We start from the raw sequence: 25,759 nt of genomic DNA, 5'->3' as shown, positions 1-25,759 counted from the left end.
GCAACACAGCCACTCGACAGGGAACGATATGGCAAGACGAGGACGGCCAGGAGGACTCTCCGCAAACCAGAAGCAGTTACTCTGGGAGCAGTGGCAAGCAGGTCAATCGTTAAGTGAGGTCAGTCGGCTACTTTGTCAGCATCCAGGGTCGGTACATCGTGTTCTGTCCACCAGCGGTGGTATCGCACCGCACCCTCGTTCACGATCCAGTCGGCACTTGACCCTAGCTGAGCGGGAGACGATCTCCCGTGGTATCGCCACTGGTCAGTCCTTTAGGCGAATCGCCCAGCAGCTGGGGCGCTCTGTTTCCACGGTGAGCCGGGAAGTCGCTCGCCATGGAGGACGCGACCGGTATCGGGCCAGTACTGCTGATGAGGCTGCATGGGAGCATGCCAAACGCCCTAAGGTGTGCCATCTGGCAACTGTCCCCGAACTGCGGCAGCTCGTGGCGGAAAAGCTTGCACTACAGTGGTCTCCTGAGCAGATCTCGGGCTGGCTGAAACTCCGTTTCCCGAGAGACCGGCGCATGCAGGTGTCACATGAGACGATTTACCGCAGCCTTTACATCCAAGCGCGCGGTGTACTGAAGAAGGAACTGATGCAGCATCTGCGTTATAAGCGCATGATGCGCCGCTCCAAGCTTGCTACGAGTCAGCCGCGCGGACAGATCCGGGATGCGGTGCCCATCCGAGAACGTCCTCCAGAGGCGGAGGACCGGGCGATTCCGGGGCACTGGGAAGGAGATTTGATCACCGGTGCCAGAAATTCCCACATTGCTACGTTGGTCGAGCGTCACTCTCGCTTCACCATGCTAGTTCAGGTGGATGGCAAGGATACGACCAGTGTGATCGCTGGCTTGATAAGAGAGGCCCAGCGGCTGCCGGCTGGTCTGAGAGGATCTCTAACATGGGATCGGGGCACAGAGCTGGCGGCACATAAGGACTTCACGGTTGCGACCGATATTCAAGTCTACTTCTGCGACCCTCAGAGCCCATGGCAGCGGGGAACCAACGAGAATACCAACCGCCTGCTAAGACAGTACTACCCAAAAGGGACAGATCTATCCACGTTCACCCAGCAAGACCTTGATCAGGTGGCCATGCGGCTTAACGAGCGCCCCAGGAAAACGCTGGGATACAAGACACCTGCCGAAGTCTTATCCACCACCGTTGCATTGACCGGTTGAGCGCAAGGCGGTGTACTTCGCGAAAAGCCTGAAGTGAAGTACGCCTTCATCGAGCAGCATCGTCAGGCCTTCAGCATTCAACGGATGTGTGCGTTTCTCGGTGTCGCCCGCAGCGGCTACTACGCCTGGCGACTGCGGGGAGGAGTACCCTCTCCTCGCCGCCGCTGGCAAGCGCTCACCGATCAGCGCGTGGCTCAGGCCTTCGAGCAGGGCAAGGGGCGCTCAGGCGTCCCCAGGCTGACCCATGACCTGAACGATGCTGGCGTAGCCATCTGCCTCAATACCGTGGCTGCCAGCCTCCGTCGGCAAAACTTGCGGGCGAAAGCCGCGCGTAAGTTCAAGGCCACGACGAACTCACGGCATGGCCTGCCCGTCGCACCGAATCTGCTGGAGCAGGACTTCAGTGCTACGGCGCCGAACCAGAAATGGGTCGGCGACATCACTTACCTGGCGACGGGTGAGGGCTGGCTCTACCTGGCGGTACTGATTGACCTGTATTCACGCAAGGTGATCGGCTGGGCGATGAGCGAGCGCATGACCGCTGACCTGGTCGGCGACGCGCTTCAGATGGCGCTGTGGAGCCGCAAGATGCCCAAGGGCGTCATCGTGCATAGCGACCGTGGTAGCCAGTATTGTTCGTCCCTGTACCGGTCGTTGCTGACCCGGCACGACCTCCGGTGCAGCATGAGTGCCAAGGGCAACTGTTACGACAATGCCTGCGCCGAGAGCTTCTTTCACAGTCTCAAGGTCGAGGCCATTCACGGCGAGCGACTCACGACCCGAGAAACCATGCGACGGCAGGTGTTCGAGTACATTGAGTTGGACTACAACCGGCAACGCCGGCACAGCGCGATCGGGATGATCAGCCCAGAGGCCTTCGAGGCTCGAATGATCGCTTAGACCGGTGTCCACCAGTGCTGGGTAAGATCACGAAGGTGCCGTCATCGCGCCACTGACGAAAGCGGTCATAGACGGTCTTCCATGGGCCGTAGCGCTCTGGCAGATCGCGCCATTTGACGCCTGAGCACAGGATCCAGAAGATCCCGTTCAGCACTTGGCGGTCATCTCGGCGAGGGCGGCCCATTGGTTGGGAGGGCGAGACGATGTCCTTAATCATCTCCCAGCTTTGAGCGGAGAGCTCGTAGCGTCCTGCCATGCGGTCACCTATGCAGTTGCGGCATCGGCACATTAGCAAATCCGACTTTTCGGACAAAACCTAGGGGGCCATGCCAGTCGATCTCTATGCACGCAAAGTCGTGGGCTGGTCGATGAAGCCCATGTTGGACCAGTGACCGTACTGGATGCGCTGTTAATGGCGGTTTGGCGGTGACAGCCAAAGCTTTGCGTACTCATACACTCGGATCAAGGTTCCCAGTTCTGCAGCGCCAACCGGCAACGCTTTTGCATTGCCCATAACCTCGAACCCAGTATGAGCCGGCGGGGCAACTGCTGGGATAGTGTTGTGGTCGAATCGTTCATCTGGAGCATGAAGAAAGAACGTATCAAGGATACGCGTCTACAAAACTTGGAACCTAGCTTCCGCCGACATCTTTGATTCTATCGAGGTTTTCTACAATCGTAGCCGTCGGCATAGCCATCTTGGAGGATTCAGTCCCGAGGTCTTTGAGGCCGCCACACCGTGAGGCTCAAAAGTGTCTGAAGAGTTGGGCAAGTCCACTTGATGAGATCGCAGACTCACTCAACGCCAGGACGCCTTTGGAGAAATACGCGGAGGTTCTCCTGAATTCAGTGCCCGGATCCCCGTCACTCCAATGGTGTTGCGATTGTAGTTTGAGACCCGCCGAGCCTCTTTCCGATATTATAGTTTTTAATTTTAATCTCGCATAGACGTTGTTGCATATTTATTTGATAAATTAATTGTGGTCATGATGGTGTGCTTGAAATTCTTCAGTTCGTTAAAGATCGAGAGCAGTATGAGATCAAGAATCAGTTTGTTTGGTTGTGAAGTGTCGGCTTTTTACTATTGGCTAGGCTTTATTCTTGTTTTTTTGTACTCCTTTTTTCGAGTGGTTTATTCGCCAGTCGGAAGCACAAGCGAAACAATTCTAGCATTATTAGGCTTGTTTTTTCTAGTCTATAACTCGAAGGAATTAAGGAGATCCTTTCCGGTAGTGCTGCTATTGATGGTGTTGATTGCTCAAGCTATATCGTGGTTTTTGAATTTTAACGAAAACCCTGAGTGGGTTGCAGACAATCCCCAAATTGATAGGCTCGCTAAGATTTTCATATTTATTAGCGTTGCTTGGTGGCTCGCCGGAAGCTCTCGAAAAGTCATTTTCATATGGTTCTTCGCGCTTTTGGGATGCATAAGTGGAACATTTTTTAAAAGTGATGGGGTGGCGGAGTTACTCCTTGGTTTGCAGGGGGTTAGAGTGCATCTGGGTGTGAGGAACTGGCAGCATTCTGCTATGCTCCTTGGTGTGTGTGTTATAGGTCTGTCTGTTTTCTTTCCGAGGGTTCTTAGCTCAAAAAAATTTCGCATCTTAAAAATATCTTTGTGGTCTATACTGTTTTTTTATAGCTTGTTGGGGTTGTATGTTACTCAAACAAGAGCTGTTTTGATCGGGCTGCTGTTGGGTTTTTTAACTTTTGTTATAATTTTTTTGTTTTCTAAGAGTTATTCAGGAGCTATATTTAATAGTCGAATAAACAAAGTAGCGGTTGTTTCTTTTGGGGTTTTTGTTTTCTGTTTAATTTTTTACTTTAGCGTTGGTGAGAGGGTTATAAATGAAATAGGGCTGGTTTATCCTAGGATATCCAATATGCAATTACCTCTTCCGGATACTAGCTTTGGTGTAAGATTTAACACATGGATAGCTTCTTTTTCATGGATCGCTGAAAAGCCGATTTTTGGTTGGGGAGGCGAGGGGCGAGGACTTGTGATCGATTATACCCCATGGCTGTCTGACTGGACGAAAGAAAATATAGGGCATTTGCATAATTATATTTTAGAAGTTCTGGTCGCATATGGCGTTTTTGGACTGAGCTTGATTGTTATGTTATACGGATGGATATTTTTTACGATTTATCACTCTTGGAAATATGGTTATATTAGAGGTGATGTTGCTGCTTTTGGAGTTGTGTTCTCAGTTTATTGGGTATTTGTGAATCAGTTTGAGTCCTATCTTTCTTTTTGGACAGGGGTCTATGTACATAACATTATTTTCGGCGGGTTTGTTTCTCTCTATTGGTCCGGGCGGTTGAAAAACGGTGAAAGGTAGTGGCTTTAGTTTCGGAATTTACAGGGCGGTCCCAAACTACAATCGCAATACTATTGGAATGTCGGAGATCCGGGCACTGTCTTCTGGAGAACCTCCGCGGATGCCTCCAGAGGCGTCTGGGTGTTCAACCTCTCTCTAGGTGTATGGTCCCGGGAAGTAGTGGCTTGAAGTGACCCCCTCCATAGCTGCACAGGGTATAGTGCAGTCATCAGGAGGACAGGATGAGCGACGCCAACTCCATCAAACGATGGACCGCGAAGCGCAAGGCCGCCGTGGTCATGGACATTTTCAAGGGCAAGACCACGACGGCTGAAGTGGCTCGCCAGTACGATCTCACTGTCTCTGAGATCGAGGGCTGGGTCGATGAGGCCCAGCGCAGCATGGAAAACGGCTTCAAGGCCCGCCCCAAGGGTAAGCGCCCGGGCATCACCCTCTTTCAGTGATCAGTCTGCCGGCTTCCAGTGCTGCGGCAAGAGTTCGTGGATCTGGCTGGCCTTCTGGGTCGGCAGCCGAGCCAGCACGTCTTTCAGGTAGGCATGCGGTTCATGGCCATTCAGCTTGGCAGTCTGGATCAGGCTCATGATGGTGGCGGCGCGCTGGCCGCTGCGCAGTGAGCCGGCAAATAGCCAGTTCGAACGGCCCAGCGCCCAGGGGCGGATCAGGTTCTCCACCCGGTTGTTGTCGATCGGCAGTCTGCCGTCATCGAGATAGCGCGTCAGCGCCGTCCAGCGTTTTAGGCTGTAATCCAGTGCCTTGGCCGTCGCCGAGCCGTTCGGCACCTTCTCGCGATGAGCCAGCATCCAGCGATGTAAGGCGTCGGCAATGGGCCTCGCTCGGGTGTCGCGTCGCCGCTGGCGTTCTTCACCACTCAGCGACTGGGCCTCGCGCTCCACCTGGTAGAGCTGGCCGATGAGCTCGATGGCCTGCTCGGCAATCTGGCTCTTGCCGGCCACATGCAGGTCGACGAACTTGCGTCGCGCATGAGCCATGCAGCCGATTTCGGTCACGCCGTTGGCAAAGCTCTGTTTGTAGCCGCCGTAGTCGTCGCAGATCAGCTTGCCTTTCCACTCATCGAGGAAGTCCCGGGCATGCTGGCCGCCGCGCCCGGGCGCGAAGTCGTAGATCACCGCCTTCAGCGCGGCGTAGGGCGTAGTGGCATAGGCCCAAAGGTAGGCCTTATGGGTCTTTTTCTTGCCCGGAGCCAGCATCGGTACCGGCGTTTCATCGGCATGCAGTATCGGTTCGGTGAGCAGGGTCTCGCGCAGGGCATCAACGAGTGGCTGCAGCCGCACCCCGCAGATGCCGATCCATTCCGCCAGAGTGGAGCGGGGTATCTCCACGCCGGCGCGGGCAAATATCTGTGATTGGCGGTAGAGCGGCTGATGGTCGGCGTACTTGGCGATCATCACCTGAGCCAGTAACCCCGAGGTGGGGATGCCCTTGTCGATCACATGGACCGGCATCGGTGCCTGAATCAGTGTCTCGCACGCATCGCAGACCCACTTGCCGCGGATATGCCGCTCGACGGTAAACACGCCCGGCGTGTAGTCGAGCTTCTCGCTGATTTCCTCGCCAATGCGGCGCCGCTGGCAGCCGCACGTGCAGTGCTCGCTGTCGGGCTCGTGTCGGATCTCGACACGCGGCAGGTCGTCGGGCAGGGGCTGGCGTTTGGGCTTTTGCTTGGTGGCGGGCACCGTCGCCGGGGTAGCGAGTGCTTCCAGCTCGGCCTCGATGGCGGCGATGTCGGCATCCACCACCTCGTCCAGGAGGCTGATCTGCAGGACGTTGAGCTGTTCGCTGCGCTTGCCGAAGGCGTGGCGCTTGAGCAGCGCCAGCTCAAAGGTCAGCTTCTGGTTGACCTGCTCGGTGTGGCGTAGCGTTTCCTGGCTTTGTGCCAGCGCCCGATCCTTTTCCTCCACCTGCGACATCAGCGTTGCCGCCAGGTGGCGGAGCTGATCGGGTGAGAGCTGGGACAGGTCGGGTGGCATGTTCATCCGGCGATTATGCCAGTCCACCGGCAGCAAGGGGATGCGCGGATCATCGAATGGCCAGGGTTCGCCTTCTGTGCCGACGAGGCTTACACCACCGAAATGGCCCCCGCCGGGCCGATGCGCTGCCAGGGCAGGCCCTGGACCAGTGCCGCCACTTGCTCCGACGACAGTTCCACCCGGTCGCCGTGCCAGTTACCGGCCCAGTGGAACTTGCCTTGATTGAGACGGCGCGCGCACAGCCAGACCCCCAGGCCATCGTGGATCAGCACCTTCATGCGGTTGCCGCGCCGGTTGGCGAACAGATAGGCACAGTGTGGGCGGGCGGTGCCGAACACCTTCACCACCCGGGCCAGCGCCGTGTCGGGGCCGGCGCGCATGTCCAACGGCTCGGTGGCCAGCCAGATCTCGTCGATACGGATCACGACAGCAGGTCCCGAAGCAGCGCCCGACAGCCCTGAGCATCGGACACTGGCCATTCGATGGTCACCGTGCCTTGGGGACTCGGCAGTGAAAGGCGAATACGCTCGGCTTCCCGATGCTGGCCCGCCGCTGGTGTGGCGGTTCTGGCCATCGGAACCGGGACAAATGCCGGGGTATCCTTCACCGGCGCCGACCGCCGAGCCTCACGGATCCACTTATGGACCAGATTGGCGTTCAGGGCATGCTCCAACGCGATGCCGGCCACTGAGGCACCGGGTTGTTGGCACGCTTCGACGATCCTGGCCTTGAACTCGGCTGTAAAGCGGCGGCGCTTTCGAGGCGCCTCCAGTACGCTTAACTCACTCATCGTAGGTGTCCACTAAGCAATAGGTGGACACCTACCGTCATCGAAGTCGGAGCTCAACGGAAGGTGTGTTCACCGGCCGGATACCCCCAAGGACATCCGTGAGCAGTATGAGTCCGAGCTCCGGGAGACCAGGGAGGCATTGGGCGAGGCCCATCTGCAGATCTATGCGCTAAAAAATTCAAGCGCCTGCTCGACGATGACGAGAACTCGTAAGGTCGCTGCAGGCGCAACTGGCCGAGGAAGGCCATGTGGTATCGCTCGTCAAGCTCTGCCGCTGGCTGGGATTCCTACGGCGCCGCCTGGCGTGCGTCTTAGGAGAGAACCGCAAGCCGATCCAGCGCATCCTGCAAATGAAAGACTGGCAGGTACGCAAGCGGCCACAAGGCTTCCGACCGCGTGCCAGGAGCTTGCCGTCAGTCACGTCACGGCCTGATGAACGCAGGGCGACGGATCTCACGCACGTGTGGTGTGGAAAGGATCGGTGAGCCAGCCTGGCGGTGATCATCGACTACTGCACACGAGAGAGCCTCGGCTGGCGACTATCGGACAATGGCAGCAGCAAGACCGCTGAGGCCGCTCTGGAGGAGGCGCTGATCTATCGACTGGGAGCACTGGGGCGCGTTCAGCAACCGCTGGCACTACGCTCCGACAACGGCCTGGTCTTCAGCAGCCGGCACTACACGGGAACGGTGAAGGCCTATGGTCTCACCCTGGAGTTCATGACGCCGTATACACCGGAACAGAACGGACTCGTGGAGCGCTTCTTCCGATCCTTGAAGGAGGAGTGCATCTGGCAGCATCGCTTCGAGTCGCTGGGCCAAGCCAGAGTCGTGATCGATCGCTGGATCCGGTACTACAACGAAGAGCGACCACATCAGTCTCTGGGCTATGTGGCACCCCGAGCACACCTCGCATTAGCTGGATGAGGTGTGGAGAAAGCAGGGGGTCATTTCATCCGCACCACCAACCCGATCGAGTCGACCTTCGCCACGGTCCGCTTGAGGACGAGAAGCGCAGCCGGAACTGCGGCTCCAGGGCCACGACCCTGGCGATGATCTTCAACTGCTCCAGTCCGCCCAGAAACGCAGAAGGCGGATCAAGCACTTCCAGAAGTTGGAGCTGGTTGTCAGCAACGTCAGGTTTCAGGACCGGGACCAGGTCGCGATCAATCAGACAGGAATGCGGCCTGACTGAAGTGACCCCCTCCATAGCTGCACAGGGTATAGTGCAGTCATTAGGAGGACAGGATGAGCGACGACAACTCCATCAAACGATGGACCGCGAAGCGCAAGGCTGCCGTGGTCATGGACATCTTCAAGGGCAAGACCACGACGGCTGAAGTGGCTCGCCAGTACGATCTCACTGTCTCTGAGATCGAGGGCTGGGTCGATGAGGCCCAGCGCAGCATGGAAAACGGGTTCAAGGCCCGCCCCAAGGACATCCGTGAGCAGTATGAGTCCGAGCTCCGGGAGACCAAGGAGGCATTGGGTGAGGCCCATCTGCAGATCTATGCGCTAAAAAAATTCAAGCGCCTGCTCGACGAGGACGAGAACTCGTAAGGTCGCTGCAGGCGCAACTGGCCGAGGAAGGCCATGTGGTATCGCTCGTCAAGCTCTGCCGCTGGCTGGGATTCCCCCGGCGCAGCCTGTATTACCGGCCCAAATCGCGGAAGCGTGCCATCAATGCCGACTTGGCGGTTCGGGTGAAACTGGCCCTGGAGAGGTTCCCCACCTATGGCTATCGCCGCCTGGCGTGCGTCTTAGGAGAGAACCGCAAGCCGATCCAGCGCATCCTGCAAATGAAAGGCTGGCAGGTACGCAAGCGGCCACAAGGCTTCCGACCGCGTGCCAGGAGCTTGCCGTCAGTCACGTCACGGCCTGATGAACGCTGGGCGACGGATCTCACGCACGTGTGGTGTGGAAAGGATCGGCGAGCCAGCCTGGCGGTGATCATCGACTGCTGCACACGAGAGAGCCTCGGCTGGCGACTATCGGACAATGGTAGCAGCAAGACCGCTGAGGCCGCTCTGGAGGAGGCGCTGATCTATCGACTGGGAGCGCTGGGGCGCGTTCAGCAACCGCTGGCACTGCGCTCCGACAACGGCCTGGTCTTCAGCAGCCGGCACTACACGGGCACGGTGAAGGCCTATGGTCTCACCCAGGAGTTCACGACGCCGTATACACCGGAACAGAACGGACTCGTGGAGCGCTTCTTCCGATCCTTGAAGGAGGAGTGCATCTGGCAGCATCGCTTCGAGTCGCTGGGCCAAGCCAGAATCGTGATCGAGCGCTGGATCCGGTACTACAACGAAGAGCGACCACATCAGTCTCTGGGCTATGTGGCACCCCGAGCACACCTCGCATTAACTGGATGAGGTGTGCAGAAACCAGGGGGTCATTACATGACCGCCATCCACCAGATTTGACGACAACTCCAATGAGTCATAGCGATAGCTTACCTGATCGATCAGGTGTTGCACTTGCTCATTGAGAGTGCCCCTCTGGAAGTTGACGCGGGGGGCTTCAGGAGTCAGTGGCCGCAACTCCGACTTTCCTATAGTGTTGCGTTTGTAGTTTGAGAACGCTCTCCTGAGGGCTGCACTATACACTGAGCTGTATGCAGGGGGCTCTTCAATGGTTCAAAGTAGCGATCTATCTTTCAATATTGGCTCAATGAAGTTTTCGTGAGCCTTGATATGGGTCTGGAAGAAATCATGACCACCATAGTCATTCCAGTCTGCAGGGGTGATTCCGCTCAGTAACCTCTTCAGCTTGCGTTTTAGTTGTCGCTCTAGCCCTGGCGTGCCTCCAAGATCGTGCATGGAGTGCAGTGCCAGGGCTTTTTGTTTCTGAACTTCGATGCTTAGTGGAAAGCTGGCGATCTTGTCGTCTCGCGGTGATGGTGTGCTGGTTTGGGTTGGCCACACTCCTGCGGCGGCGTGAGCGGGGCCTCTTGGGAAGCCGCGGGTGCTCTTCAAATGGTTGGCATAGAGCAGATGGTGGTCAGGTGCGTGTCCGCTTTGCTTGATGGCTGCCTGCAGGTGTCGGGTGCTGGCGATATGGTCGGGGTGAGGGTCGATGTCGGGGTGGGGCGTAATGATGATTATCGGTTTGATTTTGTTCAGTAGCGATGCGAGGTCGCGCTGAAGATTTTCCCCTGTATTTTGCGCTTGCCCGTCGGTTGGGAGAGACAGTTTGTTCCACTGGCGATAGGCGTCGGGCGTGAGCGTCGGTGCCGAGTGCGAGGGCACGACGGTGTCTGACTTTTCCTCTAGCGCTGTTAGCGTGTCATTGAAGTAGCCTAGCATGATGAGTTGCTCAGCCGGCACGCCGGCGAGCAGCGGGGTGGTGGCGCTATTCCAGGCACGAATAAAGCCTTTGCGCTGTGAGGCTTCTTCGAGCGAGTCATCGAGTCCTGGCCAATATTGCTTGTCGAGGCGTTTGAGTCGCTCGCCCGCGGTGATGGTGACGATCCAGGTGTTTTTGGGGTGCTGGCTGTAGACACCAAAAGCAGCGAGTTCGGCGTCATCAGGGTGGGGCGCGATGATAAGGATCGGTCCGCTCGCCAGGTCCGGATTGCGAAAGCCCAGAAGGGTGGCACCACGCTCTAGCGTCAGATGTTTCAGCGTTAGCTGGAGTTGGTCGAGCGACTCGATGCCAGTGAGGTTGATCAAGCGCTTGCCGGTCTCATTGGGCTCGAGATACTGGGTAAAGCGTTCCGTAGCTTGGCTTTTGCTTCGGTCCAAGATGGTGACTGCTGGCAACTTCCAGCGTGACGTTGCCCGGTAGCGTACCTCCAGCATCCAGGTGTTGGGTCGAACGTCGCCCGTGCTCAGCGCGGCAATGGTTGGGTCTGCCAACTGAATGATGCCATTGTCGTCGATGGTGGCCTTGCATTCCCAGTCGGGGGCAAGCGGCAAGTGGTGGTCACGCTGGATGGGCATAAAGACGTTCCGAAGGGGCTTCTGTAAGTGCCATAAGTTGCGCGATTACGCTTTGCGGTTCAAATACTTTGATCATCTTGTTATCGACGATCACAGGGTCTTGAACGGCTTCCAGAAGCTTTTCGGCGAGGCCAGCATCGCTGGGCTCGGCTAGAAGCCTGGCTTGTGGGCCCGACAACACCTCGCCGATGCCGCCTGGTACCTTGCAGGCGACGCACTGGGTGCCGAGGGCCAGGGCTTCGACCAAGACGATACCGAGCCCTTCGAAGTTGGAGCTGAGCACCAGGGCGGTTGCGTCTTTCATCCAGGGGTAGGGGTTGTCCCGTTGGCCCAGAAAGTGGACACGAGCGGCAAGGTCGAGCTCCAGTGTCATCTCTTCCAGATGGCGACGTTCGGAGCCATCGCCGATAATCACCAGATCGTGGTCGAGGCCTTGATCCACCGCCAGGTGGTAGGCCTTGAGAAGCCGGTGCTGGTTCTTCACTGGAACGAGTCGTGCAACATGTACCAGGTAGGGGCGGGGAATGGCCGGTTCTGCCGGTGCCAATGCCTTGTGGCGGATGTCATCGATCGGTACTGCATTGTAGAGAAGCTCGCTTCTGGTGATGTCGACGCTCTGTCGCGCCAGATAGTCCCCGACTACCTGCTGTACGCCCTTGGAGACGCAAAGTAGCTGCTTGCCCTGGTACAAGGTTCTCGTCAGCCAGCGGCCTTTGGCTGTGTTGTTAAATCGCCCCGTCACGGCTTCGACGACGCGCCAGGTGCGTTCGTCATCGAACGCCCAGAGGTTTTCAAAGGCGCCCTGGCCTCGAATCAGGATAAGGTCGAAACGCCCATGTTGAGCTTCCAATGCTGCCACATAGTGTTTGAAGGCAGTTGAGCAGCGCCTGCCGCGCCAGACGAATCCCGATTGCTTGATAAGAGGAGACAACAGCGCCTTGTCGGCAAGATGGATGAAGCGACCTAGTCCCCGGCGACTCTCACGATCTACATCGTATTGGTGGAGCCTTAAGGTTTCTCTGTCGGCTGACGGCACCGCGCCCTTGAGGACCAGCAGATGGGCCTCGTGGCCGGTGTTCTGCAGAGCACTTGCCAGGGTTCTTGTGGCCTGCTCTATCCCGCCCATGCCCATTCGTCTTAGCACGAGCAAAACACGCTTTGTGTTCTTCATGCTCCCGGTCCCAGCTTTTTCTTTGATTTTTCGTTAGTTTAGCAGGTGATTGGTCGCCGTATATGGCTGGAATGGTGCACGTTATGATCCGGCATAGTCGGCCCAATGGGGCGCGGGCGCCCATGGAGTGAAGGGTAGAGGAAGTGAGGAAGCATCGCCGTTGATGTTTCGCGAGCAGTCGGCTCGAACCTGCATAGCATTGTGTGGTCTCATTGTTCACTTTTGCGATGGCAGGACATAAGGGCGCCTATCATGAGAACGCTGGTGGTGGTGAGATCCCTCAAGATGGGCGGGATGGAGCGGGTGGCGGTCAATCTGGCAGATGCCTTCCACGAGGCGGGCTATGAAAGCCATCTGGTGTATTTTCGTAAGGTGAAGCGTCCCCTGAGGCCTGAGCATTCCGGGGTCAAGGTGCATCACCTGCCGCTTCAACAGCGCAATCGACTGACGCTGATCGGCTATGGCCTTGAGGTATTGGCGCGCCTGCTGCTCAACCCGCTGATGGGCAGGGCGCTTTTCTTGGGGCTTGGAGTAATGGGCGGCGTCGTGTTTCGGCACTGGTTAAAGCGCTTCGAGCAAGAGCATGGCAAGGTAGACCGCATCGTTTTCCGGGGTATCGGCACCTTCGAACTGGTCTGGAGCTTTCGCGACAAGCGTGCCCGCTATGTGCTCGAAAATATCTTCCACGTCAATGGCGCCAGCCGCCGCAAGGCCCTGTTTGCCCGCTGCCTCTACCATCGTCGGGATCTGGTGGCAGTGTCTCAAGGGGTGGCCGACAGCTTGCGCAAGGCGCAGTCACTCTGGAAATTTCGCCCACGCTCTCTCACGGTGATTCCCAACCCTTGTCCGCTGCGCGCAATCCGCGAGGCGATGCTCGAGGCCAATGACGCCATACCGTCCCAGCCATACCTTTTGAACGTGGCGCGTCTGGTGCCGGCCAAGGGACAAGACCTGCTGCTGCGTGCCTACGCGCGATCGGGGACGCGCCTGCCGCTTGTCCTGGTGGGGAATGGTCAGGAAAGAGATAGCCTGGTGGCCTTGACGAATGAGTTAGGCATTGCTGACAGGGTCCTCTTTGCCGGTAATCAGCACAATCCATACCCCTGGATGCGCCACGCTCGGCTGTTTGTGCTCAGCTCGCGTTTTGAGGGCATGGGCATTGTGCTGTTCGAGGCGCTCGCCTGCGGCACGCCGGTATTGTCGGTGGACTGCCCGGGGGGCGTGCGAGAGATTCTCAAGGGTGAGCTCGAGACCAGCCTGGTCGAGCGCAGCGAGGAAGCTCTCGCTGCTGGAATCACCGGTGCGCTCGAAGGGCCCAAGCCTGAGGTGCGTGAGCAATGGCTGGATGACTTCAGGCCTGAGCGGGTGGCACAGTCCTTCGTTGCTGGCTGAAGATAGTATTCAAGAAGTTTCTAATTTTGGCAGTGGATATGGTAACTGCCAGACAATGTCGTAAGGACGAATAGAATGAAGGTATTAGTCACCGGTGGAGCCGGCTATATCGGGACCCACACCCTGGTCGAGCTGATCTCCGCCGGGCACGAGGTCGTTGTCTACGATAACTTCTGCAACAGCTCACCCAGGGCTATCGCCAGGGTCGAAGAGTTGGTCGGGCAGGAGGTGCCGGTGGTGCGCGGTGACATTCGTGATCGCGCCTGTCTGGACAGGGCCTTTGCCGAGCACTCGGCGGAAGCGGTGATTCATTTTGCGGGCCTGAAGGCGGTAGGTGAAAGCTATCGGCAGCCGCTTTCCTACTACGACAATAACGTCACCGGCACCCAGCGCTTGCTCGAGGCCATGGAGGAGGCTGGGGTCCGATCGATCGTGTTCAGTTCCTCCGCCACGGTTTACGGTGAGGACGCACCGGTACCTTACGTCGAAGCCATGGGACGAGGCAGACCTTCCAACCCCTATGGCGCGACCAAGGCCGTGGTGGAGCAGATGATCGAGGATCTGGTCCGGGCCGACGATCGCTGGTCTGCGACCTTGCTTCGCTACTTCAATCCCATCGGCGCGCATCCCTCCGGGCGCATCGGTGAGGATCCCCAGGGTATCCCCAACAACTTGCTGCCGTTTATCTCCCAGGTGGCGGTGGGGCGTCTGTCGGAGCTGTCCATCTTCGGGGATGACTATCCGACCCGAGACGGCACCTGTGAGCGCGACTATCTGCACGTGGTGGATCTGGCCGTGGGCCACGTCAAGGCGCTGGAGGCGATGAAGGAAATGACGTCATCAGGTGTAGCAACCTATAACCTGGGCACCGGCAGGGGTACGACGGTTCTAGAAATGGTCCGTTCCTTCGAGCAAGTGACAGGGCAGCAGGTAGCGTACCGCCTCGCCTCGCGCCGTGAAGGTGATCTACCTGCCTTCTGGGCAGATGCTTCTAAGGCGAGGTCTGAGCTTGGCTGGAGCGCCGAGAGAACGCTGGAAGACATGATGCGTGATAGCTGGCGTTGGCAGTCGGCTAACCCCGAAGGATATTCCGGGGCTTGAGGTCGGTGGCAGGAGTATGGCCTGGACAATGGGTTTGGATTGGCTGTCCCGGTGCTATAATAGCGCCTGGTTTTTTCAGGGATGGCGATGACGTGAGTAGCAGGACACAGGGGCAAAACGCAAGGTGGGAGGGTAGTGGAAGCACAAGGCGTGTGCTTTTTGTTATCGACCATCTGGACTCGGGGGGCGCACCTGTCGTGGCGCGAGACCTGATCGTCGGTATGGTCGATGCCGGTGTCGAGGTTACCCTGGTGATACTGAGTGATCGTCAGCGTCATGTCCTTCCGTCCAGTGTCGAGGTCGTCAAGCTGCCCTATGTCGCCAAAGGCATTCTGGAGAGGCAGTGTCGCTATCGCCGCCATGCGCAGCTGCTTGATCGCTGGCTGGTACAGCACGGTAGGCGCTTTGATCTGGTCTATGCTCACCTTCACCACGCCCACCAGGTGGTATCACGCTCACGTCTTGCGGCGAGCGCCTGGTACTGCCTGCACGCCGATCCGGTCACCGGCTTTCTCGGCAACAAGCGTGGTCTGGGGCGCTGGATGAAGCGGCGCAAGGTACGCGCACTCTATCAAGGGCGTCGGATCATCACCGTCTCCCACGGAATGCTGGAACGACTCAAGACGCACTTCAGTATTGAACCCGAGCGTGGCGTGGGCATTCACAATCCGCTGGATATCGAGCGGATACGAAAGCTGGCCTTGGCTGAAGTCTCCGATGTGCCAGACAATTTCCTGCTCTACGTGGGCCGTATGGACCTACGCCAAAAGCGGTTTGACCGATTGCTGGATGCCTATCATCAAAGTGGTGTGGCACTGCCGCTATTGCTGGTCGGCGGCGGTGACGGAGCGCAGAAGGTAAGCGCGATGATTCGTGAGCGCAAGCTTGACGATAGGGTATGGCTGCTGGGGCCTCGTGATAATCCTTATGCCTACATGGCCAGGGCGAGGGCGTTGTTGCTTAGCTCCGACTATGAAGGCTTCCCACTGGTGTTGCCGGAAACCCTGGCGTGTGGCACGCCTGTGGTCAGTGTGGACTGCCCGACAGGGCCCGCCGAGTTGCTCGTTGGGGAACTAGCGCCCTGTCTGGTTCCACTCGATGACATGTGCGCTTTCGCTGACGCCATCAGCAGGGTCGTGGAAGCGCCTCCGACTATTGGTCCGGCGTTCACTGAGTCTTTTCGGTTGGAGCGCGTGGTCAAACGTTACCTGGCGCTTGAGGATGGCTGAAGCGCTTCTCTGGGGAGGAGTGCGGGGCTAGGCGCCGGCTTCCCAGCGCTGTGTCAGGTAGTCGGCTAGCCAAGTCCGGTACCGTTCACCCTGTAGCTTACGTGTGGACAGGCTGCTCAGCAGGGCGCCGAGGTGACGCCTGGGGTTGCTGGGCATGGGGCGCAGGTGCGCATCGATCCAGATCAGTGTCCCTGCGGGTGTAACCAGCAGGTTGTTGAGATGGAGGTCTCGATGCAGGTAGCCGGCCCGGGCGAGTCTTAGCACATCCTTGCCGATGGTCTCCAGCAGGGCGATGCGGGTGGACTCGTCTTCTTGTTCCAGAAATAACGCTTCACCCGCAGTGGCGTCTTGAACCCGTTCCATCAACAGAAGTGATGCGTTTCTGTTGAGTGGATTCAGGCTCAAACCCCAGCCGTGGAAACGCGGTGTGCGCAGTCCCGCCCGCTTGAGGATGCGCATGCTGAGATATTCCTTGCGCGCATCCGACTGGCCCAGCCAGCGTTTTTCGAGATAGTCCCGGGTCAGCCACTTGAAGGGCTCAAGCGTCTTCGAGAATTTGTCCGGCACCACCTTGGCCAGAATCCTGCCGTCCTGGGAGACGAAAAAGCGGCTGGAGCCCACTGCCTCGAAGGCGGCGGTGGTCGTGGTCTGAGACAGCGCAAGACGCTCCGGCAGGTCCCGGGTGTGGAACATCAGGTAGCGCCGGCGCCGGTCGTTGAAGGGAATATCCAGAAGCTGCATGGTTCAGGCTGACTCTGAGTGCAGGGCTTCGAACTTCGGCAGCACGTTCTGTGTGAGAAACTGCTGATAGTGGCGCGGTTCGATGGTAACGGGCGCCTTGGCCATGCGCGCCATGGCGCTGGCAAGCCCTGCCTCGTCGTCGCGTGCCACCAGAAAGTCTTCGAGCTCCTGGGTCAGGATCTCCTTCGGGCCACTGGGGCAGTCGACGCTGATCACCGGTGTGTGCAGAAGCAGCGCCTCGATCAGCACCCGTGGCAGGCCTTCGGCGTCCGAAGTCAGCACCATGGCCAGGGCATCTAGTATGTAGGGGTAGGGGTTGGCGGTATAGCCAAGCCAGTGGATGTGATCGTCGAGCCCCAGTTCGCCGATCATATCCCTTAGTCGTTGTTCATTTTCCGGCTTGCCCTTGCCCAGCAGCACCAGGGGGACATCGAGGCCATGCTCGTCCCGGGCCTGGCGATAGGCCCGCAGCAGGCGGTCCTGGCGCTTGCGAGGTTCGATGGCGGCAACCGACAACAGGTAGCGGCTTTTTTCGACCCCTGCTGGCAGGCTCAGGGGCTCGTCTGCCATCGCGACGAAGGGCTCCCGCTCGTAGGGGTTGTAGATCGGGATGATCGTCTCGGCTTCAAGTCCTACTACCTGTTCGAGGTTCTCCTTGACGCCCTCGGACACCGCGATCACCTTGCGCCCGCCGTAGAAGCGGCGCACCTTGGCGAAGGCCTTGTCTCGGGCGGCCGGGTCACTGAACTTGGCGCTGACGTCGGACTTGATCCAGAAGTAGAGATTGGGCCAGTCCAGGTGGCGGGTGATCTTGTCGCAGGAGCAGGAGATCACCACCTCCGGCCGCCAGGCCTCAAGGGCCTTCTGGACCTTGCGGGCCTGCCACTTTTCGGTCAGCACCGTGGAGGTCGCCTTGGTCAGGCGCGTGACCACCGCCAGATTCTCGATATCGAGGCCGTCAGGAAGGCGGTGCTCCACCTTGTCGCGCAAGGTGAAGACCTTGACGGCGTGACCACGCTGGCGCAACTGGTCCGCCGTGTACAAAAGCGACTTCTGGGCGCCGCCTCCGTAGAGGTCTTCGATGACAAAGGCGATTCGCTGATGGTTCACGGCGGCTCCTGCTGGGCTGGCGACGTTGGATCGTCGCGAATCCTACCATAGCCGAAAAGCCAACACTCAAAGGGCCGCGTTGTGCCCGGGCATTCGCGATGTGGCGCGCAGCGTTTTGCCGGATGTCGCGTTACAATGGGCGCGCACTTGGCAAGGACTCTGCGATGAAACTCCTGATTACCGGTATGGCAGGCTTTATTGGCCATGCCGTGGCAAAGCGGCTCAGCGGTGCGGGCCATCGAATTGTCGGTATCGACAACCTCAATGACTACTATGATGTCGCCCTCAAGCTGGCACGCCTTGATGACCTGGCGGGCTGTGAGGATGTGCGCTTCCTCAAGATCGACCTGGCAGATCGAGCCGAGGTCGCAGCGTTGTTCGAGCAGGAGCGCTTCGATCGAGTCATTCATCTTGCCGCACAGCCTGGTGTGCGTTATTCGCTCGAGAATCCTCACGCCTACGCGGACGCCAATCTGGTGGGGCACCTCAACATTCTTGAGGGCTGCCGTCACGGTCGGGTGGAGCACCTGGTCTATGCCTCATCGAGTTCGGTCTACGGGGCCAATGACAAGGTGCCCTTTGCCACCGTCGACGATGTCGATCACCCCATCAGCCTCTATGCGGCCACCAAGAAGGCCAACGAGCTGATGGCCCATACCTACTCCCACCTGTATGACCTGCCCACCACCGGGCTCAGGTTCTTTACCGTCTATGGCCCCTGGGGGCGTCCTGACATGGCGCTGTTCAAGTTCACCCGGGCAGTACTGGAAGGTCGGCCCATGGACGTCTACAACCATGGCGACATGTCCAGGGACTTCACCTATATCGACGATATCGTCGAGGGCGTCGTACGCGTGCTGGACGTGGTGCCGACCCCTCGTGGCAGCACCGAGGTCACCACCGATACGGCCTCTGCCCCTTACGCGCTCTACAACATTGGCTGTGGAAGTCCGGTGTCGCTGATGGACTTCGTTCGTGCCATCGAGAAAGCGGTAGGGCGAGAGGCGATCTGCCACTACAAGGACATGCAGCCGGGTGATGTGCCGCGCACCTGGGCAGACACCGAGGCGCTGTATCAGGCAACCGGGTATCGCCCGCAGATGCCGGTGGAAGAGGGCGTCAAGCGCTTTGTCGACTGGTATCGCCGGTTCTACGCGGTGTAAGCCATGTGTCGGCCAAGAGGGGGACAAAGGGCGATAGGTTGTGCCTGTGGGGTCTTCTCGCTATCCCATTTGACCCAGGCAAGGAAACGCCTGTGCCATTTGCAGGGCGAGATTGCTATCCTTGGCCGATCAAAATGTTCAGTGAGTGACAAGGGATGAAGATCACCATTTTTGGCACCGGCTACGTAGGCCTGGTCACAGGTGCTTGTCTGGCGGACGTCGGTCACGATGTCATCTGCATGGACGTGGATGAGAACAAGATTGCACGCCTCGAAGCCGGGGAGATCCCTATCTTCGAGCCTGGCCTTGAGCCCATGGTCAAGACCAACGTGTCGGCGGGGCGGCTCAAGTTCACTACCGATACCGCCAAGGCGGTCAACCATGGTGTGCTGCAGTTTATCGCCGTGGGCACCCCGCCGGATGAGGACGGCAGCGCGGATCTGCAGTACGTGCTGGCGGTGGCCAAGGCCATCGGTGAGCACATGCAGGACGACAAGGTGGTGGTCGACAAGTCCACCGTGCCGGTGGGTACCGCCGATCGGGTCAAGGCGATGGTGGAGTCCCAGGTCGAGCAGCGAGGTGTGAGCCTGAACGTTGACGTCTGCTCCAACCCTGAGTTTCTCAAGGAAGGCGCGGCCATCGAGGACTTTTCCCACGGTGCACGCATCGTCGTCGGCACCGATTCGGACAAGGTCAAGCAGTTGATGCGGGAGTGCTACGCGCCCTACATCCGTCTGCAGGAAAAGCTGATGTTCATGGACGTGCGAGCGGCGGAGCTGACCAAGTACGCCGCCAACGCCATGCTGGCCACCAAGATCAGCTTCATGAACGAGATCGCCAATCTGGCCGAGCGTCTCGGCGCCGACGTGGAACAGGTACGCCGCGGAATCGGCAGTGACCCGCGTATCGGCTACCACTTCATCTACCCGGGCTGTGGCTACGGCGGTTCCTGCTTTCCCAAGGACGTCCAGGCACTGGCGCGCACCGCCCGCGAGGTGGACTACGAGGCCGAACTGCTGGGGGCGGTGGAAGCGGTAAACCAGCGCCAGAAGCAGACACTATTTGCCAAGCTGGCCAACGCCTTCGACGGCGACCTCAAGGGCCGCACCATCGCCATCTGGGGGCTGTCGTTCAAGCCCAATACGGATGATATGCGTGACGCGCCCAGCCGTACGCTGATGGAGGCCCTGTGGGAGGCTGGCGCCAGGGTTCAGGCCTATGATCCTGAGGCCATGAGCGAGACCCGACGCATTTACGGCGAGCGTGATGACCTGATGTTGGCGGGGGATCGCATCCAGGCGGTCAAGGGCGCCGACGCCCTGGTGATCTGCACCGAGTGGAAGGAGTTCCGCTCGCTGGACTTCCCCTGGCTCAAGGACCAGCTGTCGATGCCGGTGGTGGTGGATGGCCGCAACCTCTACGACCCCGAGAGCGTGCGTCAGGCCGGGTTGATGTACTACGCCGTCGGTCGTGGTGATTCGCTGGAAAGCGCTGGGTAATGAACGCTGATGGTGAAGGCGCTATCCGGAAAGTGTATTACGAGAGGCAGCGTGAGCCGCATTGCCTGATCGCTTGAAAGCAGGTCGACCGAAGGCAAGTAGTCAGAGCCTGTTGCCTGAAAGCAAAACGCCCCGAAGGCCTTGGCCTTCGGGGCGTTTTGCTATTGGTGCTGGCGTCCGCCTGGCGGCAGCGAAAGGTCCTTAGTCCTTGTGGGCGGACGCCTTGCGCACTGTACCGGCAAACTCGGCCAGGAAGGCGGCCATGACCGCGAGCATACCACCTAGCACGATGGCCAGCGCCATGATCAGGGCCTTGCCGGTGCCCACGGGCTGCTGGCTCTGGGCAGCCACGCGCTGAACGCTGCCTTCGGCGAGGTAGGCCTGCTTTTCTTCGATGTCGACCACCTTGGCGGTGTAGGTGGCCACCAGCTCGGCAGCGCTCTCGGAGGTGGACTGCTTGGCTGCCTCCAGACTCTCGCGGGTGCTGGCAAGTTGCTGCTCCAGAGCGTCGCGGCGCTTGGCCAGCAGCTCGTCCTGATCAGACTTTACCGTGTCCAGCAGCTTCTGGTGAAACTCGGTGACCAATTCGGCGTCTTCCTCGGTTGCCTCCGAGGCGAGAGTCAGGAAGGCCACGTTTGCCGGCGCCTTGGCGGTGGTCTCGAAGTCCAGCTCGTCGAGGGATTTTTCTTCCAGCATCTCGCTTGTGACCACGTCGAAGTAGTAGTTGTCGATCTTGGAGACCACGCTCTCCGGGGATTCCAGTACGCCGACGCCGGCGCCGCCATTGGGTTGGCGTTCGGCCACGTTGTAAATCGACACGTAGCGGTAGCTATCGGTCATGGACATTGCATAGGCGAGTGCCAGCAGCACGATGACCACAAACACCCCTGCCATCATCTTCCAGCGCCTGACCAGGATAAGGGTGATATCGACCAGCGATATCTCGTCATCCGCCGGGGGCCTTGGGTAGTAGTGCTCCGGAGGTTGGGTAGGGGTGTTTGCCATTGCAGTGGGGTCCTTGCTTGCGCTTCGCCATGTCCGAGGAGTCGGGGCTGAAGTGTTCAGTGTGATGAAGAAAGTCGATGGCGTCATTCACTGGTAGGTGCATTGCAGAGGATACAGAAGCCGTTGCAGTGCGCAAGCGGGTTGTCGTAGGCAGGAGCAACGCTCTCGAATTGGGCGCGATCTACAGCGGATCTATCGGGCAGGTGCCGGGTCAGCTTTCAGAGGGTAACAGCAGGATCGGCAATACGCTGTTCTGGCAGGAGTGTCGCAGGACGGGCGAAGGGCAGGACGTCGTACGGTATCCGAGTGTGCAGGGACATATTGTAGGCCTTCATTTGCGAGACTGATTTCATGAAGGTCAACGAAGCAACGATGACGTCGTAGTCCTGGTCCAGGGTGGTCCTGAGCCTGGGCTGGTTATCACTTTCGTAGAATCTGCCTGCAGCAGCGTTCATGTCGAAGCCGGCCAGATAAGCTGTCTGGTAGTCAAGGCTTTCTGCCAGTTGCAATGCGGCGTAGGCGACAGTACGGCAATGAAAATAGCCATGGCTGATATCACGGCTGTAACCGATGATGGATTGCCTTTTCAGCCAGGGGGCGTGGTAGCCGACTTCGTGGCAGCCGCGGTACTTCCAGGCGAGGCGTAGCTTGCGTCTGATGCCGCCCTTCTTGCTCTTGCTGGCGCGGTCGATGACGGCGGCGTCCAGGCCGGCGAGTCGCTGCTTTTCCTCAGCCGAGGCTCTGTCATAGAGCTCTCGAGATACCACCAGATTCTCGGCCCTGGCGGCGTTGGTGAAGAAGGCTTGCTTCCTTTTCAGGAAGAAGTTGTGGTCGGTCACCAGATAGATGAAAGGAGTAACGTCGTTGAGCAGCAAGTAATCAATAGACCCGTTGACGCAGATGACGTCGTGTTGACGCAGCGTCTCTATGGGTACCTGGGTAGCGCTCGGGCCAGACAGAAAGATGATGGCGGTTGGCCGGCTTCTATTCTGCTGAAGTTGGGCAAGCTGTCCGGCAACGTCGGATTTCTGGATGCAGGTGGGCGCTGCTGGCATGGCGCGAAGTGCTCGTCGAGTATACAGATTCGCGCATTACTCTACTGTGGAAGCCGTCAGTAAAAAAGGTTTTTCTATTTGGACGGTGCCAGATGTGATGTCAATCATCTTTGCCAGAAACGTAGCGGAGCCGTTGCGGCGTTGGCGAGTTGATTTCAATGGCTCACGCCCCTGGTTTGCACGACGTCGCCGTTGTCGGCACGCAACAGCCTCGCCGCCAGATCGGCATCCATGGGGCGGTGGTAGTAGAAGCCCTGAAGCAGGTCGCAGCGCATTTCCTGCAATAGCGCCTGCTGCTCGTCGGTTTCGACGCCTTCGGCGACGACCTCGAGACCGAGGCGGTGGCCAAGAAAGATGCTGGCTTCCATGATCGCCCTGTCCCTGGGGTCCTGGGTGCACTCGGCGACGAAGGTGCGGTCGATCTTTAGCGCGGTGATCGGCAGCACCTTGAGGTAGCTCATCGATGAGAAGCCGGTACCGAAGTCGTCGATGGCGATCTTGTAACCCTGGTCGTAGAGTCTGCGCAGGCTGTCCAGCACGTCCTGGCCGGCCTCGATCAGCACGTTCTCGGTGAGCTCGATGCCGATCTCGCGAGGCCCCAGTCCGTACGACGCGACGCAGGAGGCGAAGGCCTCGAACATGCCGGGCATGACCGCGTGACGCCCGGAGACGTTGACGTCCACCCGCACTTGGCGGCTGCCCTCGGCGCGCCATTGGCGCTGCTGCTCGCACACCTTGTGCAGCACCCATTTCTCCAGGCGTTTGATCAGTTCGCTGCGCTCGGCTACCGGGATGAACTCCGCGGGGGAGATGGCTTCACCGTCCCGGGTCGTCCAGCGTAGCAGCGCCCCGAGGGAGTCGATATGGCCGCTGGCGGCAGCCACCTGGGGCTGGTAGACCAGGCCAAGCTCGCCGCCGCCGTCCTGGTCGAGCAGGCGCTGCAGGCGTTCGGCGATGGTGTGCTGGCGCACCATCGCCGCGTGGGCCTCGGGGCTGAAGAACTGGTAGGTGTTGCGGCCGGTGAGTTTGGCCCGGGTCTTGGCGGCGTCGGCACTGCCCACCAGTTCCTGCACCTCGCTGCCATTGTCGGGAAAGGTGCTGATGCCGATCGAGGCGTGGATTCTCAGTTCGCGGCCGTCCACCCGCATCGGGCGGGAGAGGCTTTCCAGCAGGCGCTCTGCCACCTGTATGGCGTCGGTGGCCATGTCCACCTGGGGCAGGGCCAGCACGAACTCATCGGTACCGAAGCGGCAGAGCAGGTCATCGCTGCGCCGGAAGGCCTGCAGGCGATTGGCCGCCTGACGGATGACCTTGTCGCCGCAGTCGTAGCCATGGGTGTCGTTGATCTCGTTGAAGTGGTCGAGGTCGACAAACAGGATCAACAGGCTGTCGTTGTGGCGCCGACATTCTGCCAGTGTCCGCTTGAGCTCGATTTCGAAGGCGTGGCGGTTGGGCAGGCCGGTCAGGCGGTCGAAGCGCGTCATGTAGTCCAGATCACGACGCGCCTTGCGTTCACCCGCCAGGTCGATGTCGATACAGAACATCAGCGGATTGTCGGTCTCCCGGCCCAGCATCACGTGATGGGAGAAAACCGGTACGCTGGCGCCGGAACGGTGCTTGAGCTCGAGCTCTTCGGCGGGGATCTCCACGCCTCGGTGGACCCACGCCTGGTGAGCATCAATCACCGCGTCCACCATGGCCTCCGGTATCAACAGCTGTTCCAGGCGCTTGCCCAGGGCTTCCTGCTCGCTGTAGCCATACAGCGCCTGACTGGCGCCATTCCAGTAGATGACGCGCCTGTCCCTGTCATACCCCTGCACCGCGACGCGTGAAAGGCTCATCAGCAGTTCACGAAAGCGCCAGTCGCTGAGCGTCAGGGACGGCAGCGGGAGGGCGTTCTCTGCGCCGCTGCCGGCATCGGCAGCGGTCGAGCGTGGTGTGTGGAATCTGTCACCGATGTGCAATGGCGTCATTTCCTGAGCAGGGGCAGCGAGGTGTGCCAGAGGGTGTGCCCGAACAAAAGTAACGAATCCGCATATATCGGCAGTGTCGTACAAATTGTCGCTAGCAGCGAGTACCAAACGACGGAATGAGTTTTTCCATTATCGGAATAAACGTCGCAGATACTCTCTTTTGGCAGCAAGTTGGTCAACGAAGTTTCTTCGTTCGCGGTATTTGACCACTGTGTGGGCGCTCCACATGATCCTCGGTGTTGCATATGCAACATCCATGAAATGCACATGTTTGTGCACAAAACCGAGGTTAATGACATGAAAATAGCGCAAAAAGTCGCACAAGGTCGGCATCTTGCCGCCATCGAGACGATCAACGTTGGGCTCCGGATTCCTGAATCCGGGTACTGGGATTTATCTGTCCTTGAGGAGGTCGCTTCTCAGTCCTGGAGCAAGACGCGCCTGGCACATATTGATCTGTCCGCCTGGCAGTCATTTCTCGGCGACCTGCCGCGGGACCCCTACGTCAATCGCCGCTGGAAGCGCATGTCCTGGCTGCACCTGAACGACGAGGGAGAGGTCGAAACCCTGGGCGAGTGTCCCATGGCCCAGGGCGGGCGCTTTAATGACGCCGCCAGCATGGCGGATCGGCTGCGCTACTACGAGCCGCTGTTGCCCGAGTTTACCGAGCGCGAGGACGTCAAGGCGTTCGTCAAGGCCTGGGCGGAGCTTTGGGGGCTCGAGCGCCGCGCGCCCATTCTGATGCAGATCACCGGTGTACGTGGTGACGGCACCGTGGATCCGTTGCAGGGACAGGGCATCCACGCCGACGGCTGCAAGTACCTGAGCATCGTGGTGCTCAATCGCGACAACGTCAGCGGGGCGGTGAACACCCTGTATCGGGACAAGGCCGGCCAGCAGGAAGTCGGCCGGGTGACGCTGGCGCCGGGGGAGGTGCTGCACCTGCGTGACGATCGCCTGTTCCATAGCGTCGATGCGATCACCCAGTGCGAGCCAAGCGCCCCTTTCGAGCGCTTTATCATCATCATCAACGCATGCTTCGTGGACGAGTTCCAGAATCGCATGTTGCGCCGCCACTTCCCCCAGGCGGTGTTGAACGAAGCGATGCTGGAGAGCGCCAGCTGAAGGTCGGCGTCCACCAGGCAAGGTGGTGTCGGTGGCGTTTCACCGA

The 25,759-nt window shown here is 59.1% G+C and carries 22 protein-coding genes and 4 pseudogenes; 15 read left to right on the top strand and 11 right to left on the bottom strand.

Annotation, left to right across the window (positions count from 1 at the left end; all coding sequences use genetic code 11):
* Positions 1 to 28 precede the first annotated feature (28 nt).
* Together NFI08_RS19030 and NFI08_RS19025 are read left to right on the top strand one after the other, a co-directional pair.
* The gene (locus NFI08_RS19030; RefSeq protein ID WP_349586295.1) at positions 29 to 1,186 is read left to right on the top strand and encodes an IS30 family transposase; all 1,158 of its coding nucleotides are present in this window, start codon (positions 29 to 31) and stop codon (positions 1,184 to 1,186) included.
* Between the two features lie 12 nt (positions 1,187 to 1,198).
* Positions 1,199 to 2,086, top strand: a pseudogene (locus tag NFI08_RS19025) (IS3 family transposase); the annotation flags it as partial.
* 31 nt (positions 2,087 to 2,117) lie between these two features.
* Here NFI08_RS19025 and NFI08_RS19020 read toward each other — a convergent pair.
* Positions 2,118 to 2,342: pseudogene (locus tag NFI08_RS19020) on the bottom strand (transposase); the annotation flags it as partial.
* A 67-nt stretch (positions 2,343 to 2,409) separates the two neighbouring features.
* Between NFI08_RS19020 and NFI08_RS19015 the strand changes: the two are divergent.
* From NFI08_RS19015 to NFI08_RS19005, 3 genes and pseudogenes are all read left to right on the top strand, one after another.
* Positions 2,410 to 2,829, top strand: a pseudogene (locus NFI08_RS19015) (DDE-type integrase/transposase/recombinase); the annotation flags it as partial.
* A 489-nt stretch (positions 2,830 to 3,318) separates the two neighbouring features.
* Positions 3,319 to 4,428, top strand: coding sequence for an O-antigen ligase family protein (locus NFI08_RS19010; protein ID WP_349591247.1), 1,110 nt, complete (start codon positions 3,319 to 3,321; stop codon positions 4,426 to 4,428).
* 221 nt (positions 4,429 to 4,649) lie between these two features.
* On the top strand, positions 4,650 to 4,871 hold the full coding sequence (locus NFI08_RS19005; protein WP_349591246.1) for a DUF1153 domain-containing protein: 222 nt from the start codon (positions 4,650 to 4,652) through the stop codon (positions 4,869 to 4,871).
* Here NFI08_RS19005 and tnpC read toward each other — a convergent pair whose 3' ends face one another.
* From tnpC to tnpA, 3 genes are all read right to left on the bottom strand, one after another.
* The gene (tnpC, locus tag NFI08_RS19000) at positions 4,872 to 6,422 is read right to left on the bottom strand and encodes an IS66 family transposase (protein WP_124805330.1); all 1,551 of its coding nucleotides are present in this window, start codon (positions 6,420 to 6,422) and stop codon (positions 4,872 to 4,874) included.
* Positions 6,423 to 6,505: 83 nt separating this feature from the next.
* The gene (tnpB, locus tag NFI08_RS18995) at positions 6,506 to 6,841 is read right to left on the bottom strand and encodes an IS66 family insertion sequence element accessory protein TnpB (RefSeq protein ID WP_185696498.1); all 336 of its coding nucleotides are present in this window, start codon (positions 6,839 to 6,841) and stop codon (positions 6,506 to 6,508) included.
* A complete protein-coding gene (gene tnpA / locus NFI08_RS18990) occupies positions 6,838 to 7,206 on the bottom strand; it encodes an IS66-like element accessory protein TnpA (protein WP_124805332.1) in 369 nt (122 codons plus the stop codon). Before tnpA ends, tnpB begins: the two co-directional genes overlap by 4 nt.
* 497 nt (positions 7,207 to 7,703) lie before the next feature.
* Between tnpA and NFI08_RS18985 the strand changes: the two genes are divergently transcribed.
* From NFI08_RS18985 to NFI08_RS18970, 4 genes and pseudogenes are all read left to right on the top strand, one after another.
* Positions 7,704 to 8,132, top strand: a complete 429-nt coding sequence (locus NFI08_RS18985) for an integrase core domain-containing protein (protein ID WP_349591245.1) — start codon at positions 7,704 to 7,706, stop codon at positions 8,130 to 8,132.
* A 27-nt stretch (positions 8,133 to 8,159) separates the two neighbouring features.
* Positions 8,160 to 8,396, top strand: a pseudogene (locus NFI08_RS18980) (IS256 family transposase); the annotation flags it as partial.
* A gap of 57 nt (positions 8,397 to 8,453) precedes the next feature.
* A complete protein-coding gene (locus NFI08_RS18975; RefSeq protein WP_108133890.1) occupies positions 8,454 to 8,765 on the top strand; it encodes a DUF1153 domain-containing protein in 312 nt (103 codons plus the stop codon).
* Complete coding sequence (locus tag NFI08_RS18970; RefSeq protein ID WP_349591301.1) at positions 8,729 to 9,580, top strand: IS3 family transposase; 852 nt, start codon at positions 8,729 to 8,731, stop codon at positions 9,578 to 9,580. Before NFI08_RS18975 ends, NFI08_RS18970 begins: the two co-directional genes overlap by 37 nt.
* 264 nt (positions 9,581 to 9,844) lie before the next feature.
* Here NFI08_RS18970 and NFI08_RS18965 read toward each other — a convergent pair whose 3' ends face one another.
* On the bottom strand, positions 9,845 to 11,149 hold the full coding sequence (locus NFI08_RS18965; RefSeq protein WP_349591244.1) for a PIG-L family deacetylase: 1,305 nt from the start codon (positions 11,147 to 11,149) through the stop codon (positions 9,845 to 9,847).
* A complete protein-coding gene (locus tag NFI08_RS18960) occupies positions 11,133 to 12,320 on the bottom strand; it encodes a glycosyltransferase (RefSeq protein WP_349591243.1) in 1,188 nt (395 codons plus the stop codon). The genes NFI08_RS18965 and NFI08_RS18960 overlap by 17 nt, the downstream gene beginning before the upstream one ends.
* Before the next feature lie 252 nt (positions 12,321 to 12,572).
* Here NFI08_RS18960 and NFI08_RS18955 point away from each other — a divergent pair, with 252 nt between their 5' ends.
* The 3 genes from NFI08_RS18955 (at position 12,573) to NFI08_RS18945 (ending at position 16,042) form a co-directional block, all read left to right on the top strand.
* Complete coding sequence (locus NFI08_RS18955; protein ID WP_349591242.1) at positions 12,573 to 13,712, top strand: glycosyltransferase; 1,140 nt, start codon at positions 12,573 to 12,575, stop codon at positions 13,710 to 13,712.
* 75 nt (positions 13,713 to 13,787) lie between these two features.
* A complete protein-coding gene (gene galE, locus NFI08_RS18950) occupies positions 13,788 to 14,813 on the top strand; it encodes a UDP-glucose 4-epimerase GalE (protein WP_349591241.1) in 1,026 nt (341 codons plus the stop codon).
* Between the two features lie 5 nt (positions 14,814 to 14,818).
* Complete coding sequence (locus NFI08_RS18945; protein WP_349591240.1) at positions 14,819 to 16,042, top strand: glycosyltransferase; 1,224 nt, start codon at positions 14,819 to 14,821, stop codon at positions 16,040 to 16,042.
* A 27-nt stretch (positions 16,043 to 16,069) separates the two neighbouring features.
* Here the strand turns inward: NFI08_RS18945 and NFI08_RS18940 are convergent, their stop codons facing one another.
* Positions 16,070 to 16,783: a lipopolysaccharide kinase InaA family protein gene (locus NFI08_RS18940; protein ID WP_349591239.1), complete on the bottom strand. Its 714-nt coding sequence runs from the start codon at positions 16,781 to 16,783 to the stop codon at positions 16,070 to 16,072.
* A gap of 3 nt (positions 16,784 to 16,786) precedes the next feature.
* Positions 16,787 to 17,893 (bottom strand): glycosyltransferase, encoded by a 1,107-nt coding sequence (locus NFI08_RS18935; RefSeq protein WP_349591238.1) that lies wholly within the window; start codon positions 17,891 to 17,893, stop codon positions 16,787 to 16,789.
* 164 nt (positions 17,894 to 18,057) lie between these two features.
* Between NFI08_RS18935 and NFI08_RS18930 the strand changes: the two genes are divergently transcribed.
* Positions 18,058 to 19,056 carry an NAD-dependent epimerase gene (locus tag NFI08_RS18930; RefSeq protein WP_349591237.1) on the top strand — a complete coding sequence of 333 codons (999 nt, stop codon included), beginning with the start codon at positions 18,058 to 18,060 and terminating at the stop codon, positions 19,054 to 19,056.
* A gap of 155 nt (positions 19,057 to 19,211) precedes the next feature.
* Complete coding sequence (locus NFI08_RS18925) at positions 19,212 to 20,555, top strand: UDP-glucose dehydrogenase family protein (RefSeq protein ID WP_349591236.1); 1,344 nt, start codon at positions 19,212 to 19,214, stop codon at positions 20,553 to 20,555.
* Positions 20,556 to 20,756: 201 nt separating this feature from the next.
* Here NFI08_RS18925 and NFI08_RS18920 read toward each other — a convergent pair whose 3' ends face one another.
* From NFI08_RS18920 to NFI08_RS18910, 3 genes are all read right to left on the bottom strand, one after another.
* Positions 20,757 to 21,560 carry a Wzz/FepE/Etk N-terminal domain-containing protein gene (locus NFI08_RS18920; RefSeq protein ID WP_349591235.1) on the bottom strand — a complete coding sequence of 268 codons (804 nt, stop codon included), beginning with the start codon at positions 21,558 to 21,560 and terminating at the stop codon, positions 20,757 to 20,759.
* A gap of 218 nt (positions 21,561 to 21,778) precedes the next feature.
* A complete protein-coding gene (gene waaZ / locus NFI08_RS18915; RefSeq protein WP_349591234.1) occupies positions 21,779 to 22,615 on the bottom strand; it encodes a 3-deoxy-D-manno-oct-2-ulosonate III transferase WaaZ in 837 nt (278 codons plus the stop codon).
* Positions 22,616 to 22,770: 155 nt separating this feature from the next.
* Complete coding sequence (locus NFI08_RS18910) at positions 22,771 to 24,588, bottom strand: putative bifunctional diguanylate cyclase/phosphodiesterase (protein WP_349591233.1); 1,818 nt, start codon at positions 24,586 to 24,588, stop codon at positions 22,771 to 22,773.
* 297 nt (positions 24,589 to 24,885) lie between these two features.
* Here NFI08_RS18910 and NFI08_RS18905 point away from each other — a divergent pair, with 297 nt between their 5' ends.
* Positions 24,886 to 25,713 carry a 2OG-Fe dioxygenase family protein gene (locus NFI08_RS18905; RefSeq protein WP_349591232.1) on the top strand — a complete coding sequence of 276 codons (828 nt, stop codon included), beginning with the start codon at positions 24,886 to 24,888 and terminating at the stop codon, positions 25,711 to 25,713.
* The last annotated feature ends 46 nt before the right edge of the window (positions 25,714 to 25,759 follow it).

Origin of the sequence: Halomonas sp. EF61 (assembly GCF_040147045.1) — a bacterium.
Lineage (GTDB): Bacteria > Pseudomonadota > Gammaproteobacteria > Pseudomonadales > Halomonadaceae > Halomonas > Halomonas litopenaei.
The sequence above is the reverse complement of the archived record's forward strand: the minus strand, read 5'-3'. Positions and strand labels throughout refer to the sequence as shown.

Coding starts and splice junctions, on each gene's coding strand:
- NFI08_RS19030 (WP_349586295.1), top strand. CDS start 29: ATGGCAAGACGAGGACGGCCAGGAGGACTCTCCGCAAACCAGAAGCAG.
- NFI08_RS19005 (WP_349591246.1), top strand. CDS start 4,650: ATGAGCGACGCCAACTCCATCAAACGATGGACCGCGAAGCGCAAGGCC.
- tnpC (WP_124805330.1), bottom strand. CDS start 6,422: ATGAACATGCCACCCGACCTGTCCCAGCTCTCACCCGATCAGCTCCGC.
- tnpA (WP_124805332.1), bottom strand. CDS start 7,206: ATGAGTGAGTTAAGCGTACTGGAGGCGCCTCGAAAGCGCCGCCGCTTT.
- NFI08_RS18975 (WP_108133890.1), top strand. CDS start 8,454: ATGAGCGACGACAACTCCATCAAACGATGGACCGCGAAGCGCAAGGCT.
- NFI08_RS18965 (WP_349591244.1), bottom strand. CDS start 11,149: ATGCCCATCCAGCGTGACCACCACTTGCCGCTTGCCCCCGACTGGGAA.
- NFI08_RS18960 (WP_349591243.1), bottom strand. CDS start 12,320: ATGAAGAACACAAAGCGTGTTTTGCTCGTGCTAAGACGAATGGGCATG.
- NFI08_RS18955 (WP_349591242.1), top strand. CDS start 12,573: ATGAGAACGCTGGTGGTGGTGAGATCCCTCAAGATGGGCGGGATGGAG.
- galE (WP_349591241.1), top strand. CDS start 13,788: ATGAAGGTATTAGTCACCGGTGGAGCCGGCTATATCGGGACCCACACC.
- NFI08_RS18940 (WP_349591239.1), bottom strand. CDS start 16,783: ATGCAGCTTCTGGATATTCCCTTCAACGACCGGCGCCGGCGCTACCTG.
- NFI08_RS18930 (WP_349591237.1), top strand. CDS start 18,058: ATGAAACTCCTGATTACCGGTATGGCAGGCTTTATTGGCCATGCCGTG.
- NFI08_RS18925 (WP_349591236.1), top strand. CDS start 19,212: ATGAAGATCACCATTTTTGGCACCGGCTACGTAGGCCTGGTCACAGGT.
- NFI08_RS18920 (WP_349591235.1), bottom strand. CDS start 21,560: ATGGCAAACACCCCTACCCAACCTCCGGAGCACTACTACCCAAGGCCC.
- waaZ (WP_349591234.1), bottom strand. CDS start 22,615: ATGCCAGCAGCGCCCACCTGCATCCAGAAATCCGACGTTGCCGGACAG.
- NFI08_RS18910 (WP_349591233.1), bottom strand. CDS start 24,588: ATGACGCCATTGCACATCGGTGACAGATTCCACACACCACGCTCGACC.
- NFI08_RS18905 (WP_349591232.1), top strand. CDS start 24,886: ATGAAAATAGCGCAAAAAGTCGCACAAGGTCGGCATCTTGCCGCCATC.